The 17,610-nt window shown below is 45.4% G+C and carries 15 protein-coding genes; 6 read left to right on the top strand and 9 right to left on the bottom strand.

Annotated elements, in window-relative coordinates:
* The first annotated feature begins 36 nt into the window (after positions 1 to 36).
* Positions 37 to 501: a DUF6808 domain-containing protein gene (locus NQ542_RS06270; protein WP_005638345.1), complete on the top strand. Its 465-nt coding sequence runs from the start codon at positions 37 to 39 to the stop codon at positions 499 to 501.
* 118 nt (positions 502 to 619) lie between these two features.
* Positions 620 to 1,747, top strand: coding sequence for a hypothetical protein (locus tag NQ542_RS06265; protein ID WP_005638343.1), 1,128 nt, complete (start codon positions 620 to 622; stop codon positions 1,745 to 1,747).
* Positions 1,748 to 1,852: 105 nt separating this feature from the next.
* Here the strand turns inward: NQ542_RS06265 and NQ542_RS06260 are convergent, their stop codons facing one another.
* The 9 genes from NQ542_RS06260 to NQ542_RS06220 all read right to left on the bottom strand — a co-directional run bounded on the left by NQ542_RS06260 (position 1,853) and on the right by NQ542_RS06220 (position 14,201).
* Positions 1,853 to 2,050: a hypothetical protein gene (locus NQ542_RS06260; RefSeq protein WP_005638340.1), complete on the bottom strand. Its 198-nt coding sequence runs from the start codon at positions 2,048 to 2,050 to the stop codon at positions 1,853 to 1,855.
* The gene (locus NQ542_RS06255; protein WP_005638338.1) at positions 2,032 to 3,339 is read right to left on the bottom strand and encodes a tyrosine-type recombinase/integrase; all 1,308 of its coding nucleotides are present in this window, start codon (positions 3,337 to 3,339) and stop codon (positions 2,032 to 2,034) included. The genes NQ542_RS06260 and NQ542_RS06255 overlap by 19 nt, the downstream gene beginning before the upstream one ends.
* Before the next feature lie 407 nt (positions 3,340 to 3,746).
* The gene (locus NQ542_RS06250) at positions 3,747 to 5,108 is read right to left on the bottom strand and encodes an efflux transporter outer membrane subunit (RefSeq protein WP_005638336.1); all 1,362 of its coding nucleotides are present in this window, start codon (positions 5,106 to 5,108) and stop codon (positions 3,747 to 3,749) included.
* A 3-nt stretch (positions 5,109 to 5,111) separates the two neighbouring features.
* Positions 5,112 to 8,306, bottom strand: a complete 3,195-nt coding sequence (locus tag NQ542_RS06245) for an efflux RND transporter permease subunit (protein WP_005638335.1) — start codon at positions 8,304 to 8,306, stop codon at positions 5,112 to 5,114.
* An 11-nt stretch (positions 8,307 to 8,317) separates the two neighbouring features.
* Entirely contained in the window at positions 8,318 to 9,424 is a 1,107-nt protein-coding gene (locus NQ542_RS06240; RefSeq protein WP_039850068.1) for an efflux RND transporter periplasmic adaptor subunit, read from the bottom strand.
* 254 nt (positions 9,425 to 9,678) lie between these two features.
* Positions 9,679 to 11,373 carry an alkaline phosphatase gene (locus tag NQ542_RS06235; RefSeq protein ID WP_005638329.1) on the bottom strand — a complete coding sequence of 565 codons (1,695 nt, stop codon included), beginning with the start codon at positions 11,371 to 11,373 and terminating at the stop codon, positions 9,679 to 9,681.
* Positions 11,374 to 11,407: 34 nt separating this feature from the next.
* Positions 11,408 to 12,586 carry a M24 family metallopeptidase gene (locus tag NQ542_RS06230; protein ID WP_005638327.1) on the bottom strand — a complete coding sequence of 393 codons (1,179 nt, stop codon included), beginning with the start codon at positions 12,584 to 12,586 and terminating at the stop codon, positions 11,408 to 11,410.
* Between the two features lie 86 nt (positions 12,587 to 12,672).
* Positions 12,673 to 13,461 (bottom strand): M48 family metallopeptidase, encoded by a 789-nt coding sequence (locus tag NQ542_RS06225; RefSeq protein ID WP_370686451.1) that lies wholly within the window; start codon positions 13,459 to 13,461, stop codon positions 12,673 to 12,675.
* A 182-nt stretch (positions 13,462 to 13,643) separates the two neighbouring features.
* Positions 13,644 to 14,201: a LemA family protein gene (locus NQ542_RS06220; RefSeq protein WP_005638322.1), complete on the bottom strand. Its 558-nt coding sequence runs from the start codon at positions 14,199 to 14,201 to the stop codon at positions 13,644 to 13,646.
* A 226-nt stretch (positions 14,202 to 14,427) separates the two neighbouring features.
* Here NQ542_RS06220 and NQ542_RS06215 point away from each other — a divergent pair, with 226 nt between their 5' ends.
* From NQ542_RS06215 to NQ542_RS06200, 4 genes are all read left to right on the top strand, one after another.
* Positions 14,428 to 14,922, top strand: coding sequence for a DUF418 domain-containing protein (locus tag NQ542_RS06215; RefSeq protein ID WP_005638319.1), 495 nt, complete (start codon positions 14,428 to 14,430; stop codon positions 14,920 to 14,922).
* A 28-nt stretch (positions 14,923 to 14,950) separates the two neighbouring features.
* On the top strand, positions 14,951 to 15,634 hold the full coding sequence (locus tag NQ542_RS06210) for a DUF418 domain-containing protein (RefSeq protein ID WP_005638318.1): 684 nt from the start codon (positions 14,951 to 14,953) through the stop codon (positions 15,632 to 15,634).
* 111 nt (positions 15,635 to 15,745) lie between these two features.
* Positions 15,746 to 16,201: a DUF6078 family protein gene (locus tag NQ542_RS06205; protein WP_005638317.1), complete on the top strand. Its 456-nt coding sequence runs from the start codon at positions 15,746 to 15,748 to the stop codon at positions 16,199 to 16,201.
* 211 nt (positions 16,202 to 16,412) lie between these two features.
* Complete coding sequence (locus tag NQ542_RS06200; RefSeq protein ID WP_005638316.1) at positions 16,413 to 17,525, top strand: acyltransferase family protein; 1,113 nt, start codon at positions 16,413 to 16,415, stop codon at positions 17,523 to 17,525.
* The last annotated feature ends 85 nt before the right edge of the window (positions 17,526 to 17,610 follow it).

Here is a 17,610-nt window from a genome sequence, read left to right as displayed (position 1 = left end):
AGTCTAAATACGGATATGGCAATGAAATAATTAGTCATGAAAACTTGGCATATCATATTAGTTTTAGTTTTTTGCCTTCTTTGCTTCCTGGCCGGTCGGCACACGAATAGGGCAGGAGGTGTACTTGTTGGAAAAAACGACACGTTGATCCTGTATGACACTATTCGAGATAGTATCCCTTATCCTGTCTACGAAACAGTAATTCAGACAGTGCCGGAGATGTTTCCTATCTACATCACTCTCGATGGGGATACTGTGAGAGAGCCGATCGTTGTACCTGTCCCAATCAACCAGAAGGAATACTTGACGGAGAATTATCATGCTTGGATAAGTGGATATAACGCTGCCTTGGATAGTATAGATGTGTTCCCTAAGACGGTTTATGTTACGAAAAAGATACCCGATCGTAGATGGGGACTCGGAGTAATTGGTGGGTATGGTGTCGGTCAACTTGGTTTGTCTTCCTATATTGGTATTGGTTTTTATTATAAAATTTGGTAGATGGTTATGTAGAAATCAGAATAACAGCGTCTTTAATAAAGAATCACATGTGACTTTTTTCTAATATGTAAAATGATTATGTATAATTTTGTTATCTTTGAGCTATAAATATAAAGGTATGAAAAAAACATCAGCTACTCGTTATTTAGAACTATTGCATGGTTTATTTATCGTGAAAGATTGTCTGAAACTAATATCCGAAGGTAGAGATTATCATATAATTACTATCTCAGGTCAATTAAGGGGGATATTCTTGGATACAGATAAAGAGAAACGTAAAGCATTATTTTTTGAAGTGATGGATTATTTTAGATTAGCTCCTATTGTTTATATAAATTCTTTATCAGAACAAAAATTCCCAATTGAAGGATTAGTTTTAAAATATGGTATAAACTATCCCCAACTCCGTCCTACGAGATGGCATACAAAATCAATATCCATTGAAGAATGGCTCGATCTTCCAATACTTCAAGTTAAAGGTAAGGAACTGTCTTCAAAATCATTAATTAGGTTAATATCTGATCGATTCGGTGGTGCACATTATGATTCTAAAATTGAAAAGTGGAATTTTGATCTAAAAAATATGCAAGTGTTTAATGTTAAGGTTTTGGACAATGCTCTTATCCAATTAAGCGAATTGTTATTACACTTAGCGTGGGAAGTGATACGACCGCTATCAAATTGGTCTTATTGTTTTGAGTTTGGAATACGATATAATAAACTAGAGGAACCTAAGAATATAATATCTTTTCATCAAGGAACTTCTTATAATTCAGTTTATTTTATATTGCAAATAGATAAGTCTTTAATAGCTAGATTTGTAAGTCCTTGGGGAAAAACTTTTGAGATTTCAATATTAGATAAAGTAGACTTTGATATAAATTCTATAGGCATAAACTATTATATCTCTCCAGAGTTTGAGTATTGTCTTGATATAGCTAATGCAGGAAAGGTGTATAAACAGATAAAACTACCTTACCCCATATTTATAGACGCTAGGTTATTTAAATATAAAACAATATCTTATGGCGATGATGGATTGACTGTAGGATTTATGAACCATGCTCAATATACAAACGTATTAAATAAGGAAGGATTTGCTAACTTGTATCAAATGTTTATCAAGCAAAGAAAAAAAGTTGATGTTTTTACGAATCAATATAAAACGATAAAAGATAATGATTATGAAAAACAAATATCGGATAACTATAAAGTTATAAGTTATGAAGAATGGCTTAAGTTGTGAAATGAAATTTTTTTGCAATTTTGTATCAATAAAAAACTTTAAGATCCAGATTTTATATTTGAATCTTAAAGTTTTATTGTCTTATATGTTGATAATCAATGCCATTTAAAACAGTAACATTCCTTTCTTTTGATCGAGGATAGCATTAAAAACTTTTTGGTAAACCTCATATAGTTCTTTCCTGTTTTCTGCTCCCGGCCAATCAGCAAAAGACTCTCCTGCAAAAAATTTCCAAGCAAAGATACGTTTAGCTTTTTCGGATAAGCCTAATTGATCGATCTGATTTATTTTAGGCCATCCCATTTAAACAAGGATAACAACTTCCTGTTGGCTTCCCAAAGCACACTGTAGTCCCGTTCGATATACACACGAGCCAGCTTTAAAGTTGAATCGGAGTGGTTTAGCATTTCATCAACTCTGGCAATATCAATTCCAGCCTTATTTGCTGCTAACGTTGCCATCGTATGGCGGGCATAATAATAATTCAGATCTGGAACCTCTATTATTTTTCCTATCTCATCTAATCCTTTATTTATTGATTTATTGAAATTCTCTGAACTTCTATACCACTTATGAAAAATAAAGACTTTCTCTCCAGATGGGTCGGAGTATTTCTCAAACAGGCTTTTTATTTCCGGTTCAATCCTGACCTTCATTTCTGCCTTATCTTCACGCCTTGTGCGTGTCTTAGTCCTTTGATAGGTAATAATTTCGTTTTCGGCGGTAGGAGCATTATAGAAATCAGCACTATTCATGCCCATCATCGCAAATGATAAGATAAATAGGTCTTTCGCTAAATTGAAAACAGGCTGACCTCCATTGCGAGCATTTTGTTTATACGGAAGATCTATTATTTGCTGCACTTGGTCTATAGACAATGTTCGATGCTCACTTTTGGGAACTGGTGCGATTTTGTATTTTGAGAACGGGGAAAATGGGATGCGTATGATTCCTCTGTCCTCGTCATTATATTCATTTTTAGCGAGGTTGTGTAGTGTTTTGATTTGTGATGTGTAAAGAGATATGCTCCGTTTACCTTTAGGCTTATCAGTAGGTTTTGATCCACCATCGCGACACCCCTTAAAAGAAGGTTCGTTTTTCAGAAACTTCTCAAACGCCCTCATAAAAGATGCTGTAATAAGGTTTATGTCGAGTTCTTCTTTTCCGATAAACCTGACAAGCGCATTTATGGCTATCCGATAGTTCTTTGCCGTACCCAACCTTCCATCTTGCTCAAGATCATCCGCTATTTTTCGTCCATAGGAAATGAAATTCAGACTGAAATTCTTTTCCTCTGTAGTCAAGTACTCCACAATTCGATCAACATCCCAGTGTTCTGCTTCAACACCTGCGGATGTCAATTTTTTCTTAAATCCTAATATCATCTCTTCCATTAGGTCGATTACGGCTTGATTCTTGATCTTGATTTTTTCTTTTCCGTTGTCTTTCTTTTTTATAATATCTGAAGCTGATACATTGTGGCTGGTCTTGATGTATTTGGACTTGCCTTTCTGTGTAATACGGATTTTTACGTTATATGTACCATCTTCTTTCCGTTGATGCGGGAGTACCAAAAATTTGAATGTAGCCATAATCGTGCGCTGTAAAACATTTGTAAAAAAAATAGTACACAAAAGTACGTCAAAAAGATATTTTATATGTACGTGTTTGGATTATTTAATTAGCTGAAAGATTTTAATTGTATAATTAAATGTTTGGTTATTAGTAAATTATTGATATTTTGTTCACGTGAAAATACGGTGTATTAGCTAATAATTGAACAATAACTTTTACTTTTCATTGTTGTGTATATTCTGTCTTATGCCCACAAAAGTATAAAAAAATGAATAGACAATGTCATGGCTCCGCTTATTTTTCATTTGATAAAAAAGGACCTGTTTCGTTGAAGTTTGGATACTTTTTCTGAAACAGGTCCTATGGAATAGGTAAAAGGTCCGGTTTAGAAGGTTTTTGGCTTTTATGGATAAAAAATGTTTTCTTATTCTCTACCGCCGCCTAAAGCTTGATAAAGGTTGATCACGCTTTGTATCTCGGTGAACCGGTTAGCTGTTTGTGACAGCTGTGCACTCAACAAGGACTGGCGGGCGGTCAGCACTTCCAGATAGGTCGTCGTACCATGTTCCATCAGCAACGAGGTGCTTTCCAATGCTTTTTCCAAGGATTGGATTTGCTTTTCGAACAAAAGGGTCTTGGCCTTGCTTGTCTGGCAGGCGACTAAAGCGTCGTTGACTTCGCTGCCGGCATTCAGCAAGGCTTGCTGGAAAGACAGGCTTGCTTCTTCCTGCTGTGCTTTGGCGATGCGGTATTGGGCCATGATCTGTCCTTTATTGAACAACGGTTGTGTGAGTGAGCCGACTGCCGAAGCCAGGAATTTGCCTGGATTGACGATCATACTCCCTGCCGAGTTGGTCCATCCGGCACTTCCACTCAGTACGATGGAAGGATAGAAAGCGGCACGAGCCTGGTTGGTCGCGTAAAATGCTTGTTCCAGCGAACGTTCGGCAGCACGTACATCGGGACGGTTCGATAACATTTGCATCGGTACGCCGACTGCTACGTCTTCCGGGAGCCGCTGGTCGGCCAGCTTTCCACGTTCGTAGCGGCGCGGTGTCTCAGCGAGCAATAGGGCGAGACTATTTTCGACTTGGTTGATCTGCTCTTTCAAGTCAAGAATGGAAGTCTGTACGCTGTAGTAAGCCGCTTCCATTTGGGAAGTGGCCGCCTCGTTAGCTAATCCGGCATCCATCAATGCACGGGTAGAAGCCACCGTCTCTTTCCAGGCTTCTTCTGTCTGTTGCGAAATGGCTAACTGTTCATCTAACATCAACAATGTATAGTATACGTTGGCGATCCCGGCGATCAACTGGGTACGCACAGCCTGCTGGTAGTCCTTGCTTTGGGCATACAGTGCTTTGGCCTGTTGCTTGGCATTGCGCAGACGTCCGAAGATGTCCAGTTCCCAACTGGCTGTGACTGGCAGCGTGTATGTCTTTGTCGCTTTCCCACCGTCGAAACTGCTGATCGTTCCTTGCGGGGAAAGTGCGAACGAAGGAAGGAAAGCAAGTTTTGCCGACATTAACGCCGCTTCCGCTTCCTCGATCTGCAATTGGGCGGACCGGAGATCGGTGTTGTTTTGTAACCCTTGTTCGATAAGAGCCTGTAACTGCGGGTCCGTAAAAAGTTCCCGCCAGTTCACATTACCGAAGTTGGTCGTATCATCGACAGCCACCTCTTCTCCGTACAGGTTGTCCGGAGTCGTCTCGGCCGGTTGATATTTGGTGTATATGCCGCAACTGCTCAACAGGGCGGTTGCGGTTGTTAATACGATTATTTTCTTCATACCTTATTTATTTTCATTGTTTAAACCGTCACGTTCGGTTTGGCTCTTTTGCTTTTCCAACGCAACTTGCATATCGGTTTCAACTTCCATCGGCGGACGGATTTTTTCTTGCATGTATTCGAAAATGATGTAGAATACCGGCACGACGAACAGTAATGCCAATGTCCCGACCGCCATACCGCCGACAACACCTGTTCCTAATGAACTGTTACCGTTGGCTCCGGCTCCGGATGCGAACATAAGCGGAAGCATACCGAAGATCATCGTAAGTACGGTCATCAAAATCGGACGTAAACGGGCTTGTGCGGCCGAATAAGCCGATTCGACGATCCCCATCCCTTTACGACGGCGTTCGATGGCGAACTCAGTAATCAAAATTGCCGTCTTGGCCAAAAGTCCGATCAACATGATTACACCGGTCTGCAAGTAGATGTTATTTTCCAATCCAAACAGTTTGGCAAACAGGAATGAACCCATCAAACCGAACGGAACAGACAGGATAACGGCCCAGGGCACAAGAAAACTTTCGTACAGACAAGCCAGAATCAAGTAGATAAGCAAGATACAGACCGCATAGATAAAGAGTGTCTGCGAGCCTCCCGTATTGGCCTCTTCACGTGCCATACCGCCATATTCGTACCCGTATCCTGTCGGCAGCATTTGGGCAGCCACTTCCTCGATGGCCTGTTGTACTTCACCCGTGGAATATCCCGGTGCCGGGTTCACATTGACCGTGATACAGCTAAAGAGGTTGAAACGATTGGATACTTCAGGTCCGAGTACCCGTTTCAGGGTTACGAACTGGCTGAGCGGAGCCATTTCCGTCCCGTTGCGGACGAACATGTTGTTCAGGGCTTGTTCGTCAAGACGATATTCAGGTGAGGCTTGTGACATCACACGGTATACTTTCCCGAATTGGTTGTAGTTGGAAACGTATGCACCACCACAATAGCTACCCAATACGTCGAGAACCATCGAAGGTGAAATGCCTGCCCGTTTACATTTGGCTGCATCCACATCGACCGATATCTGCGGGAAGTTCATTGCATAAGAAGTATAAGCCATTGCAACTTCTGGGCGCTGGTTTAAAGCTCCGATATACTGCATGGCGTTGCCGTAGAAAGTGCTCATATCTCCACCTGTACGGTCCTGCAAGTTCAACTCGATAGAGTTACCCAGACCGTAGCCCGGAATCATACCCGGCTGGAAGCAGAATATCTGCGCTTCTTTGATTTGGGCGAATTGTGCGTTTAGGCGGGCTACTACTGCGTCGGAAACATGTTCGGCCCCTTTTCTTTCATCCCAGTTTTTCAAACGGATGATTGCCATACCGTAGGAAGTACCTTGACCAGCCAGGAAGCCGTAGCCAGCTACGCGGGCGTAGTGTTCTACTTCGGGCGTGTTCTTCAGGATATTCTCTACTTTGTCCAGCACCTTGCCCGTTTCTTCCAATGTGCTACCCGGAGCAATGGCCACGTTTGCCATGATGGTCCCTTGGTCTTCTTGCGGGACAAGACCTGTTTTGGTATTGCTGATAAGCCATCCCAGCAGAATAATGGATGCGATCGTTCCGGCCCATACCATCCAGCGGTGGTGAATAAAGAACATGACGCCTTTTTTGTATTTGCCCAACACGGCATTGAAAGAGGCATTGTAGGCTGCACGTACACGTCCGTTGAAACTTTTGGCACTCTTGTTTCCATCGCTCGGGCGCATCATCATAGCACACAAGGCGGGGCAGAGCGTCAATGCACAGATCATGGAAAGACCTACGGAGGTTGCCATCGTCACACCGAATTGTGTGTAGAAAATACCAGAAGTACCGCCCATGAAAGTTACCGGTATGAACACGGCCATGAACACACAGGTACAAGAGATAACGGCCATCGTCACGTCACCCATCGCATCTTTCGTTGCTTGATAGGACGAGGTGTAACCCGCATCGAATTTCGCCTGTACGGCTTCTACCACTACGATCGCGTCATCCACTACCGTACCGATGGCAAGCACCAGGGCAAACAGGGTCAGAATGTTGATCGTGAATCCGGCTGCGGTCAGACAGGCGAATGTACCGATCAACGAAACGATGATTGAAATAGACGGGATCAAGGTACTCTTGAAGTCTTGCAGGAAGAAATACACCACGAGGATTACGAGGATGATCGCCACGATCAGTGTTTCGACTACATTATAAATAGAAGCAAATAAGAAGTCGTTGGAGCTCATCATCGTGATGAATTCCATACCTGTAGGCAATTCTTCTTTCATCTTTTCCAATTCGGCGGCAATACGTTCGTTGACTTCCGTAGCATTGGAACCGGCTACCTGGTAAATCATGAATGTCACGGCTGGTTTGCCGTCCATTTGGCTGTCGAAACCGTAACTCAATGTTCCCAACTCAACCTTAGCGACATCTTTCAGGCGTAAGACAGAACCGTCTTCCTGAGCACGGACGACGATATTCTGGAATTCTTCTACGCTCTTCAAGCGTCCACGATATTTCATCGTATATTGGAAAACGTTTTTCGAGTTTTCACCCAGCGAACCGGTCGGAGCCTCGATATTCTGTTCTCCTAATACAGCAGTCACATCCGATGGAACCAAGCCGTATTGGGCCATTCGTTCGGGGTTCAGCCAGATACGCATACTATAGGTATCACCCAACTCCATTACGTCACCTACGCCTTCGATACGTTTGATACGTGGGATGACGTTGATGTCGAGGTAGTTTCCGAGAAAGGTCTTGTCAAATCGTCCGTCAGTGCTGACAAGTGCGTCGATCTGCAGGAAGCTGGTCTGTCGTTTTTGAGTGCTGACACCGATACGGGTTACTTCAGCAGGCAATAAACCCTGTGCCTTCGTTACACGATTCTGTACGTTGACGGCTGCCATATCGGGGTTTGTCCCTTGTTTGAAATATACCTCGATCGTTGCCGAACCGGCATTGGTTGCTGTTGAAGTCATGTACATCATGTTTTCTACACCATTGATGCTTTCTTCCAGTGGCATGATAACACTGTTCATCACCGCATTGGCATCCGCTCCGGTATAGGTTGCCGATACGTGAACCGTAGGCGGCGCAATGTCAGGATATTGCTCGACCGGCAAGGTAAAGAGCGAAATTAGTCCGATCGCCAAAATAAGAATGGAGATGGAGATGGCCATAACAGGCCGTTTGATAAATATATTTCCTTTCATACTTCGATCCTTTATTTAACTTGCGTTCCTTCGCGTACTAACCCGGCTCCTTCGGATACGATTTCTTCGCCAACCTTCAATCCGTCAAGTACGATATATTCGCGACCGTCGTTGATTTCAGCTACAGTAATCAATGTGGAAACAGCTTTCCCATCCACCACTTTATAGACAAGCGTCTTGTCCTGCAAACGGACTGTTGCACCTTGAGGAATTACGATACAGTCTTTATAAGTTTGCGGTATGAGCACATTGCCGGAGGCTCCGCTATGAAGTAGGCGGGATTCGTTGGGGAATACGGCACGTACGCCGACTGTCCCGGTCTTCCGATCGATCACTCCGCTAATCGATTCGATCTTTCCTTTTTGTTCGTAAATAGACTGGTCATTCAGTTTCAACGACACTTCCGGCATGTTTTTCAACGCTTCGTCCATGCTTTTGTACTGGCGGCTCATAGCCAGTAATTGATTTTCGGTCATGGAGAAGTAAACATACATGTTCGAATTGTCGGAAACAGTTGTCAACGGTTGGGGAATACTGGCGCTGACCAATGCTCCGGCGCGGTAAGGCAACATACCGACAACTCCGTCGGACGGACTTTTGACTTCCGTATAAGACAGGTTGTTGCGGGCGTTCACTTCTTGTGCTTCCGCCTGCGCCAGTTGTGCTTTGGCCGTCAGATAGCTGTTTTCGCTTGTTTTCAGGTTGAAAGCGGAAACGACTTTTTTCGCAAATAATTCTTTAGTACTGTTGTAGTTCAGTTCGGCTGTAGCTAAAGCTGCTTTTGCCACTTCCACATTTGCCTGGGCTGTCTTTAAAGCAGCTTTGTAAGGAACTTGGTCTATAACAAAAAGTAATTGTCCTTTCCGTACGACCTCTCCTTCGGTTACACAAAGCCTTTCGATCGTTCCCGATACTTGCGGATAAATGTCTATATCCTGGCGACCGCGGATCGTGGCCGAATAAGGGGTTGTCAGCTCTTTGTTTGCCGTAGAAACTTTCATCGTCGCGTAAGATGCTTTCATCTGTGCATCCGGTGCATGTTTGCAGGATGCCATCCACATAGTCGTACAGCCGATAACTGCCATCAGCCGTATCCATTTTGCATTTGCTCTTGTCATATTCGTTTTATTCATTAAAAATGACGCAAATGTACCTTAAAAAGAGCGGTTTTATTTGTCTGAATGTCTATATAAATCTTCCATATTTATACAGTATAGATATTTTAAGAAAAGAATGATTGAAAAAAAACAAATAACTATAACTTATTGCCGTGTATTATGTAAATAGGGCGTTTGGAGGAGGAAGACAGGTTTATGGGGAAGATAAATTTCACGAGAGAGGGGTGGTGTGCACACCACCCTCTTCTCTATTTTTATTGCAGATATTCTGCCAGTTTGGTCGGCAAGTAGAATGTATTGTTTTTGTCAACGTATACGATTACCGAATTCAGGCGGATTTCTTCCCGGCCTTTCTTTCCGATCGTCACGATGTTGCTGAACGGCGTGATGTTGATCTGCTTCCTTTTGTTTTTTACGACCAGTGAAGGAGAACCTTTCTCGTCTTTAGCCGGAACGATTTCACATTTGAAATCTTTGAATACTTCCGTGTGAGGAGCGAAGTTTCCGGTTGTCAGTTCTTCCAGCGTGTCGTGTGTCATGCCGAACAGGGCACAGAGATAATGATTCAGTTCGATATTCGTGTGCATACCGAGAGGTAAGCTTGTACGGTCGGGATGGTAAGCTGCAAGGAACACCTCTTCGCCTGTGTGGCCGCCAGTTGTGAAACCGAAACAGGTTCTGGAGGTAAGCAGCTTGGACATGAAAGTCGTCAGCGAACTGCTGTATAAAGAGCCTTTGCCTTCGATCGAGCGTTCATTTTCCGGGATCGGGCTGTTTTTGTAATTCTTGCAATGGTTCAAGGCATCCAGTTCTTCAGGTGTCAGTTCGAAGCCGGCATATTCCCGGAAGACGTTTTGCACTTCGGAATTCGGTACACTGTTCACTTTCTTGGCAAAGCCTTCGGCTGTCAATTTATACAAAGAAAGCTGATGAAACAACTGGTCCTTGCTCAGTTTATCGTAACCTTTACAGTCGGCACGGCCGATACTGATACCGCTGTTACCATGATCGGGAACGATCACTACGGCAGTCTCGCCATTCTGACGGGCAAATTCGAGGGCAGCACCGCAAGCACGGTCGAAAGCCAACATATCCGTGGCCATGCCGACCGGATCGTTCGCGTGGGCAGCCCAGTCGACCTTGCTGCCTTCCACCATTAGGAAGAAACCGTTCGGGTTTTGGGATAACTTTTCGATTGCCTTGCGTGTCATCTCTTCCAAGGATGGCTGTTGGCTCGGATCTCGGTCGATGTCGTAAGCCATTTCCCGATCTCCGAACAAAGCCCACATATTGTTGCCTTTGTAATTACGCATACCGTCGATGTCATTCTTGAAAATACCGTATCCGTTACCTTTCAGGTAGGCTTCGCTCTCTTCGGGAAGCAGGCTGGCGCCGCCACCGATCACGACGTTCAGGTCGTTGTGAGCCATCTGCGGAGCGATCCATTCATATTTGCCACGGTTGTAGCTGTGGGCGGAGCAGTCGGCCGGTGTTGCATGCGGGAATTCGCAGGTGAAAACCAGTCCCGTTGATTTGCCCTGTTTTATTTTGGCAGCTTCCAGGACGGTTGTCAGCGGTTGGAAAGCGCGTGCCGGATCGGTCGGGTAGATATCGTTGTCACCGTCGTTCTCCGGGTAGGTGGAAACGTAGCCTGTACGGCTGGGTTGTCCTGTCATGTAGCAGGAAGTCGTAGGAGCCGAGTCGCCGATCGGGGCATTCGAAGAATGCGTGCGGACTGTTCCGCAGAGATACGGGTCGATGTTCAATTTCGGTTTGTCGGGGTTGGTATACCATTGCAGCCAACGCGCCATAGAGACTGTAGCCAGTGATGTCCCGTCCGGGATTAGAAGAATGACATTCTTCACCGGCTTTACGTTTTCTACATCTTGTGCCTTTACCGGCATGAAGATGACAGACAGTAACAGGAGAAGTGAGATTGTTTTTTTCATTATGATTTATGATTTATGATTTATGATTTATGATTTATTTGTCTAATTGTATGATATCTTCTGTGAAGTGCGTGATCTTCTCCAGTCCGGTTTCCGTAACCAGGAAACTATTTTCGATGCCGACGGCGCCGATACCCGGTATCACATATTTCGGTTCGAGTGCAAATACCATGTTCGGTTCCAGCATGTCTTTCGAGCGGGGCGTAAGTACCGGCAGCTCGTTTATCTGGATGCCGATGCCGTGCCCTACGAATTTGGCTTGTTGCTTGGTCCCCATGAAGTATGCGCCAAGTCTCTGGCTTTCGGTGATTTTGGCGGCTATCTCGTAGAGTTCGGCACAAGGTGTGCCCGGCCGGGCGATATTCTCGATCTCGCTTTCGATAAGGAGGGCTGTCTGATGTGCCCGGTAAGCAAGCTCGGTCAGGTGGCCGACGGAGAACACACGTGTCATATCCGTCATATAAGCCGTATAATTTCCTGCCATGTCTACCATGATGGCTGTCCCTTCTTTCAGAGGCGTTCCGTTTGCACCTAACGGGCAGGAAGCGTCGATACCACTACCACCTAAGGCAAAGTCGAAAGGCGAGGGGACTTCGGCGTTTTCTCCCGCCAGGATACTTCCCATAAAGATATCCATATTAGCTCCGAAGGCGCGGAACAGTCCGATGGAACCGTTCTTGCGCATCCGTTTTTCTATTTCATACTGGAATTCGAGATCAGTCATTCCGGGGCGGAAACATTCGGGAATTTCGGCATATGTCTTGGCGTGGCGTTCGGCCGAGATGCGGAACATTTCGATCTCGTACGGTGTCTTTATCCGGCGCAGTTCACGCATCATTGCGGTTGCGTTTCCGGTCTCTTTCGGATTGAAGATCTTTTGCAGACGTATATAGTCGTTGTATGTCAGTTCGTCGGCTTCGAGCAGAAGCTTTTCCGGCATTTCCAGTCCGTAGAACGCGAAGAGCTCGGCCATCTGTTCCGGTTTGCGAATGTATTCGACATGATCGCCTGCCAGTCCGTTCGGCCGTTTCACGAAGAACCACGGAGCACCTTCCGCAGGAAGATAGAAATAGCCGCTATAGATACGTCCGGTTGTGTAATACAGATTTACATCCACGGTAAGCAGGCATCCGTCGGCATTTATCTTCCGCATCGCCTGTTGTATGCGATCCCATTTCAGCTTAAGATCGCCGGTCAATTCTTTTTGTATCATTTCCAACACTTATTTTTATCCGGCATCAAAGATATTAAATTAATGCCGGGATTGGAATGATTAGGGATATTAAATCTTGATTAAATTTAGAATTGTTCGAGTACTTGTATCCGCTTTTCAATGGGTGGATGAGTGGCGAAAAGTCCGCTTAAACCGTTCAGTGCGCTTTTGGCCTGTTGGCCCGGATGCTGGATGAAAAGCTGGGCTACGTCTTCTCGTTTGACGGCTTCGATGTCGGGATCGGCCGAGATTTTCCGTAGTGCGCTGGCGAGGGCGAGCGGATTCTTGGTCATCTCGGCAGCCCCGGCGTCGGCCAGGTATTCCCGTTTGCGCGAGATGGCGAAACGCATCAGCATGGAGAAGAAATAACCGATGGCTGCAACAACCATGACTAAGACGATGATGATCGCAGTGTTGTTTTTCTCGTCTCTCCTGCGGCTCATCGACGAGTAGTAGACGGAACGCATGGCCATCTGTGCGAGCATGGCAAAGATGCCGACAAAGACAATCGATACGATCATCAGGCGCACGTCTTTGTTGCGGATATGCGACAGCTCGTGTGCAATGACCGCTTCCAGTTCTTGGTCGTTCAACTTGTCGATGATCCCCCGTGAGAGGCTGACGGTGTAAGTCCTTTCGTTGATGCCGCTTGCAAAAGCGTTCAGAGAATCGTCGTTGATGATATTGATCTTGGGCATTTTCATTCCCTGGCTCATACATAGGTTTTCCACTAAGTTGTATACCCTTTTGTTTTCCATTCTCGACAAAGGTTCGGAGCCGGTTGCCGAGTTGATGATGCTTGTATTGGCAAAATAGGCGATGATGAACCATATGAGTACACCTCCCAATACGTATGGCGCCAAATGGATGAACATCCCGGTGGAATATCCGAGCAGTTCGGCCCCCGTCAGGCCGTCGTCGTTCATTGCCAACAGGTGGAGCAGGTAGCAGAACGCAAAAAGCAATCCCATTACCAGGCAGGGAAACAAGCAAAGCAGGAGCAGGGACCGGAAATTGTTCCTGCTCTGTTGGGTTTGTATACCGACGTATTGCATCCTTAGAACTTGATTTTAGGTGCTTCTTCGAGTGTCGCGCGTTGTTCGCCCAGGTCGAACATCACTTCCTTCTTGAAACCGAACATACCGGCGATCAGGTTGGACGGGAATGTCTCGACTGCGTTGTTCAACTCTTTCGTGGCCGAATTGAAATAACGGCGCACGGCAGCCAGTTTGTTTTCCAGGTCGGAAATTTCTTCCTGCAACTGCAAGAAGTTCTGGTTGGCTTTCAGATCGGGATAGGCCTCGAGCGTGATCTTCAATCCGGCAAGAGCGGAAGTCAGGACGTTTTCGGCCATGATCTTGTCGTCGATCGTTTTGGCGCTGATCGCTCCGTTACGGGCGTTAATGACGCGTTCCAGGGTCTCTTTCTCGTGTGAGGCATAGCCTTTGACCGTTTCGACCAACTGTGGGATAAGGTCATGGCGTTGTTTGAGCTGTACGTCGATGTCGGCAAATGCGTTCTCGCGGTTGTTGCGCAATTTCACTAACGAATTATACAAAGAAACGATCCAGATTGCCAGGATCACGATCACTGCTATTAAAATGATTACTGTCATTGTCTTTATTTTTTTAGGTTACGGCTGCAAACATACGAATTAATTTACAATCTTGTTTCTCTTGAATCCTAAAACAGGTCACTATGTGATTCATTCCGAACCAAGAGCCGTTCTACAGTAAAAAATATCCACAAAACCGTAATTTGTATTCCTTCTGTTCGAGTGATGCCCTGTAATTTTGTTCCCGGAAGAAAACGAATAAAAATCAAATCTGAAATTTGAAAATATGGAAACAACAAAAACAGTGCTTGCTCCCGGAGAGCGTATTACAGTGATCGATGCCTTGCGTGGCTTTTCTCTTATCGGCATTTGCCTGATTCATTCTATGCAACATTTTGGAGCTATGGGGACGATGACGTCTCAGGCTGTGTTCCCGTGGGAGGGAACGATGAACGAGATTTTCAGTTGGCTTATCAATTATCTGGTTTTCGGGAAATTCTTCATTATCTTCTCTTGCCTGTTCGGTTTAAGTTTCTTTATCCAGATGGATCGGGCGGCGAAGAAAGGACTTGACTTCCGTCCACGTTTTTTGTGGAGGCTGGTTCTTTTGTTGGCGATCGGTTATTTACACGGCTTGATTGTCCGGGTGGATATTTTGCTGATATATGCGATACTGGGGTTTGTTTTGGTGTTGATGTATAAATGGCCGACCAAGCTGTTGGCAGGGATTACGCTGTTTCTTTTCTTAGGGGGGGGCGACACTTGTCCCGGTAGCTTATAAAAGCCTGACGGCTCCGGCGGTCGAGCAGGTGGAACGTGTTGCCGAAAGGCCTGCTTCCCGTCCGGCAGGTCCTCGGAAAGTCCCGACCTTGTCTGAAACGATCGAGAGTAACGCTTGGGACGGGATCGTCGGAAAAATGCGCTTCCAGGTGTCGAGCGGGCGTATTTACTTGACCTTGGGACTTTTCATCTTAGGGTTCATCGTAGGACGCATCCGTCTATTCGAACGTATGGACGAGTTTCGTGGCCGGCTGAACCGCTGGGCCTTGCTTGCCCTCGCAGGATTGGGACTGCTCTATGTGGCGCGTTCTTATCTTCCGCCTGTGGCTTGGGGAGAGGTCTCTTTTTATTCGTGGATGAGTTCGACGACGACTAATCTGATTAACCTGTTGACTGCTTATCTATGGGTAATTGTGGTGATGGAGGGATACCGTTTGCAGAAGGTGCAGCGGGCGATGGCACCGTTAGTCAGTTACGGGCGTATGGGCCTGACGAATTATATCGCGCAGTCCGTGATCGGTGTCTTTATTTTTTCCGGTTTCGGGTTGGATTGGAGCCATCTGGGTGTTTTCTTGAGCGTATTGGTTTGTCTTGCTTATACGGGTGTTCAGATAGTGTTCAGCCATTATTGGCTGAAGAAGTTCCGTTATGGACCGATGGAGTGGTTGTGGAGAACCGGAACTTATATGAAATGGCAGCCGTTGGCACGGTGAACTCCCTCATCTCGCCTATAGTCATTGTTGTTGTGATCATTTTTTGAGTGTAAATGTTTGCTTTCCGCCGGATCTGTGAGTACCTTTGTCTAATATCAATACATTAATACCATGTTAGACAAATTAGATTATTCTTTGGTTCCGAACGACTTTGCACTTTGTTTTAACGGGAAATGCCTACATGCTTCCACCTGTCTGCGTCATCAGGTGTCGCGGCATATCCCGAAAGAACGTTGGGCGGTGAGAGCGATCAACCCGGAACGTGTTGTCCCCGATGGCGATTGTTCCGGGTTTATGGACGACAGCCCGTTGAAAAATGCCTATGGCATGGAGCACCTGTTGGACAATATCCCTTATCGTCAGGCTAAAGAAATACGGCGGGAGATGAGAGAATATTTCGGGACGACTCATTTTTACCGTTTGAAACGTAAGGAGCGTTGTTTTACTCCCGAAGACCAGTTATACGTACGCGATTTGCTCCGTCAATACAATATCGAAGAGGAACCCCTCTTCGACCGGTATGAAGAAAATTTCGGTTGGGAACGTTGTTCTGATACCATTGCATGAAAGAGAAATTTCCATCGCATGAAAATAAATTTTCCATAGTGGGGAAATAAATTTTCATGTGATGGAAAATTTATTTTCACTGTTGGGGAAAGAATGAAAATTTTTAGGGTATCTGAAGAAACGAGGTTTCTTGTATAAATTGCTTGTGTTGAAAAAAGACCTATCTTTGCAAACTTGATCGACAAAGTAAACTTAAAAAGATATTGTATATATGGAAAAACAAAAACAGTCCCGGCGACTGCTGTCGCTGGATGCCCTGAGGGGGTTTGATATGTTCTTTATTATGGGAGGGGCTTCTCTTTTCGTTGCGTTGGCAACGTTGTTTCCGAATTCTTTTTTTCAGGCGATAGGTGGACAGATGGATCATGTGGAGTGGGACGGGTTGACACACCACGACACGATTTTTCCGCTGTTTCTGTTCATTGCCGGCATCTCGTTTCCGTTCTCGTTGGAAAAGCAGCGCGAACAGGGGAAGAGCGAGTCGGATATCTATAAAAGGATTGTCCGCAGAGGAATTACGCTGGTGTTGCTGGGATGTGTCTATAACGGATTGCTACAGTTTGACTTTGCGAACCTTCGTTGCGCCAGCGTCTTGGCGCGTATTGGGTTGGGATGGATGTTTGCCGCCTTGCTGTTCGTGCATTTCCGGACTTCAGTCAGGGCGTGGATAGCCGGGACGATCTTGGTCGGCTATTGGGTTTGGATAGCTTTTATCCCTGTGCCGGGTGCGGAGGCCGGACCATTCACGCTGGAAGGCAACTGGGTCGGCTATGTGGATCGTTTGTTGTTGCCGGGGCGTTTGCATCAAGGATTTTTTGACCCGGAAGGATTGTTGTCCACGTTGCCGGGGATTGTGACGGCTATGTTGGGAATGTTTACGGGCGAGTTTATCAAGTTGCGTAAAGAGGGATTGACGGACAAGCGGAAGGTGGCAGGCTTGGTGTTGGCCGGTGTGCTGTTACTATTGGTGGGGGTGTTGTGGAGTTTGGTGTTCCCGATCAACAAAAAGCTGTGGAGCAGTTCGTTTGTCTGCGTTGTCGGAGCCTATTCGGTTTGGATGTTCGCCCTGTTTTATTACATTGTCGATGTGTTGGGATGGCGGAAATGGACTTTCTTCTTCCAGGTGATCGGGGTTAATTCGATTACGATCTATTTGGCGCAAAAATTCATCGATTTCTCTTATACATCCCAAGGCCTGTTTGGTGGACTTGTCGGATGGATGCCGGAAGCCGCGCAGCCTTTAGCCAGTTCGATCGGCTACATTGCCGTTTGCTGGGGATTCCTGTACTTCCTGTACCGTCAACGAATTTTCCTGAAAGTGTGAAGAAATTTGTGATTTCAGATTTATGATTTATGACCAGAAAACATAACATTAAACATAAATCTGAAATCTTTTTTTATACAAATCA

Origin of the sequence: Parabacteroides merdae ATCC 43184 (assembly GCF_025151215.1) — a bacterium.
GTDB lineage: Bacteria > Bacteroidota > Bacteroidia > Bacteroidales > Tannerellaceae > Parabacteroides > Parabacteroides merdae.
The sequence above is the reverse complement of the archived record's forward strand: the minus strand, read 5'-3'. Positions and strand labels throughout refer to the sequence as shown.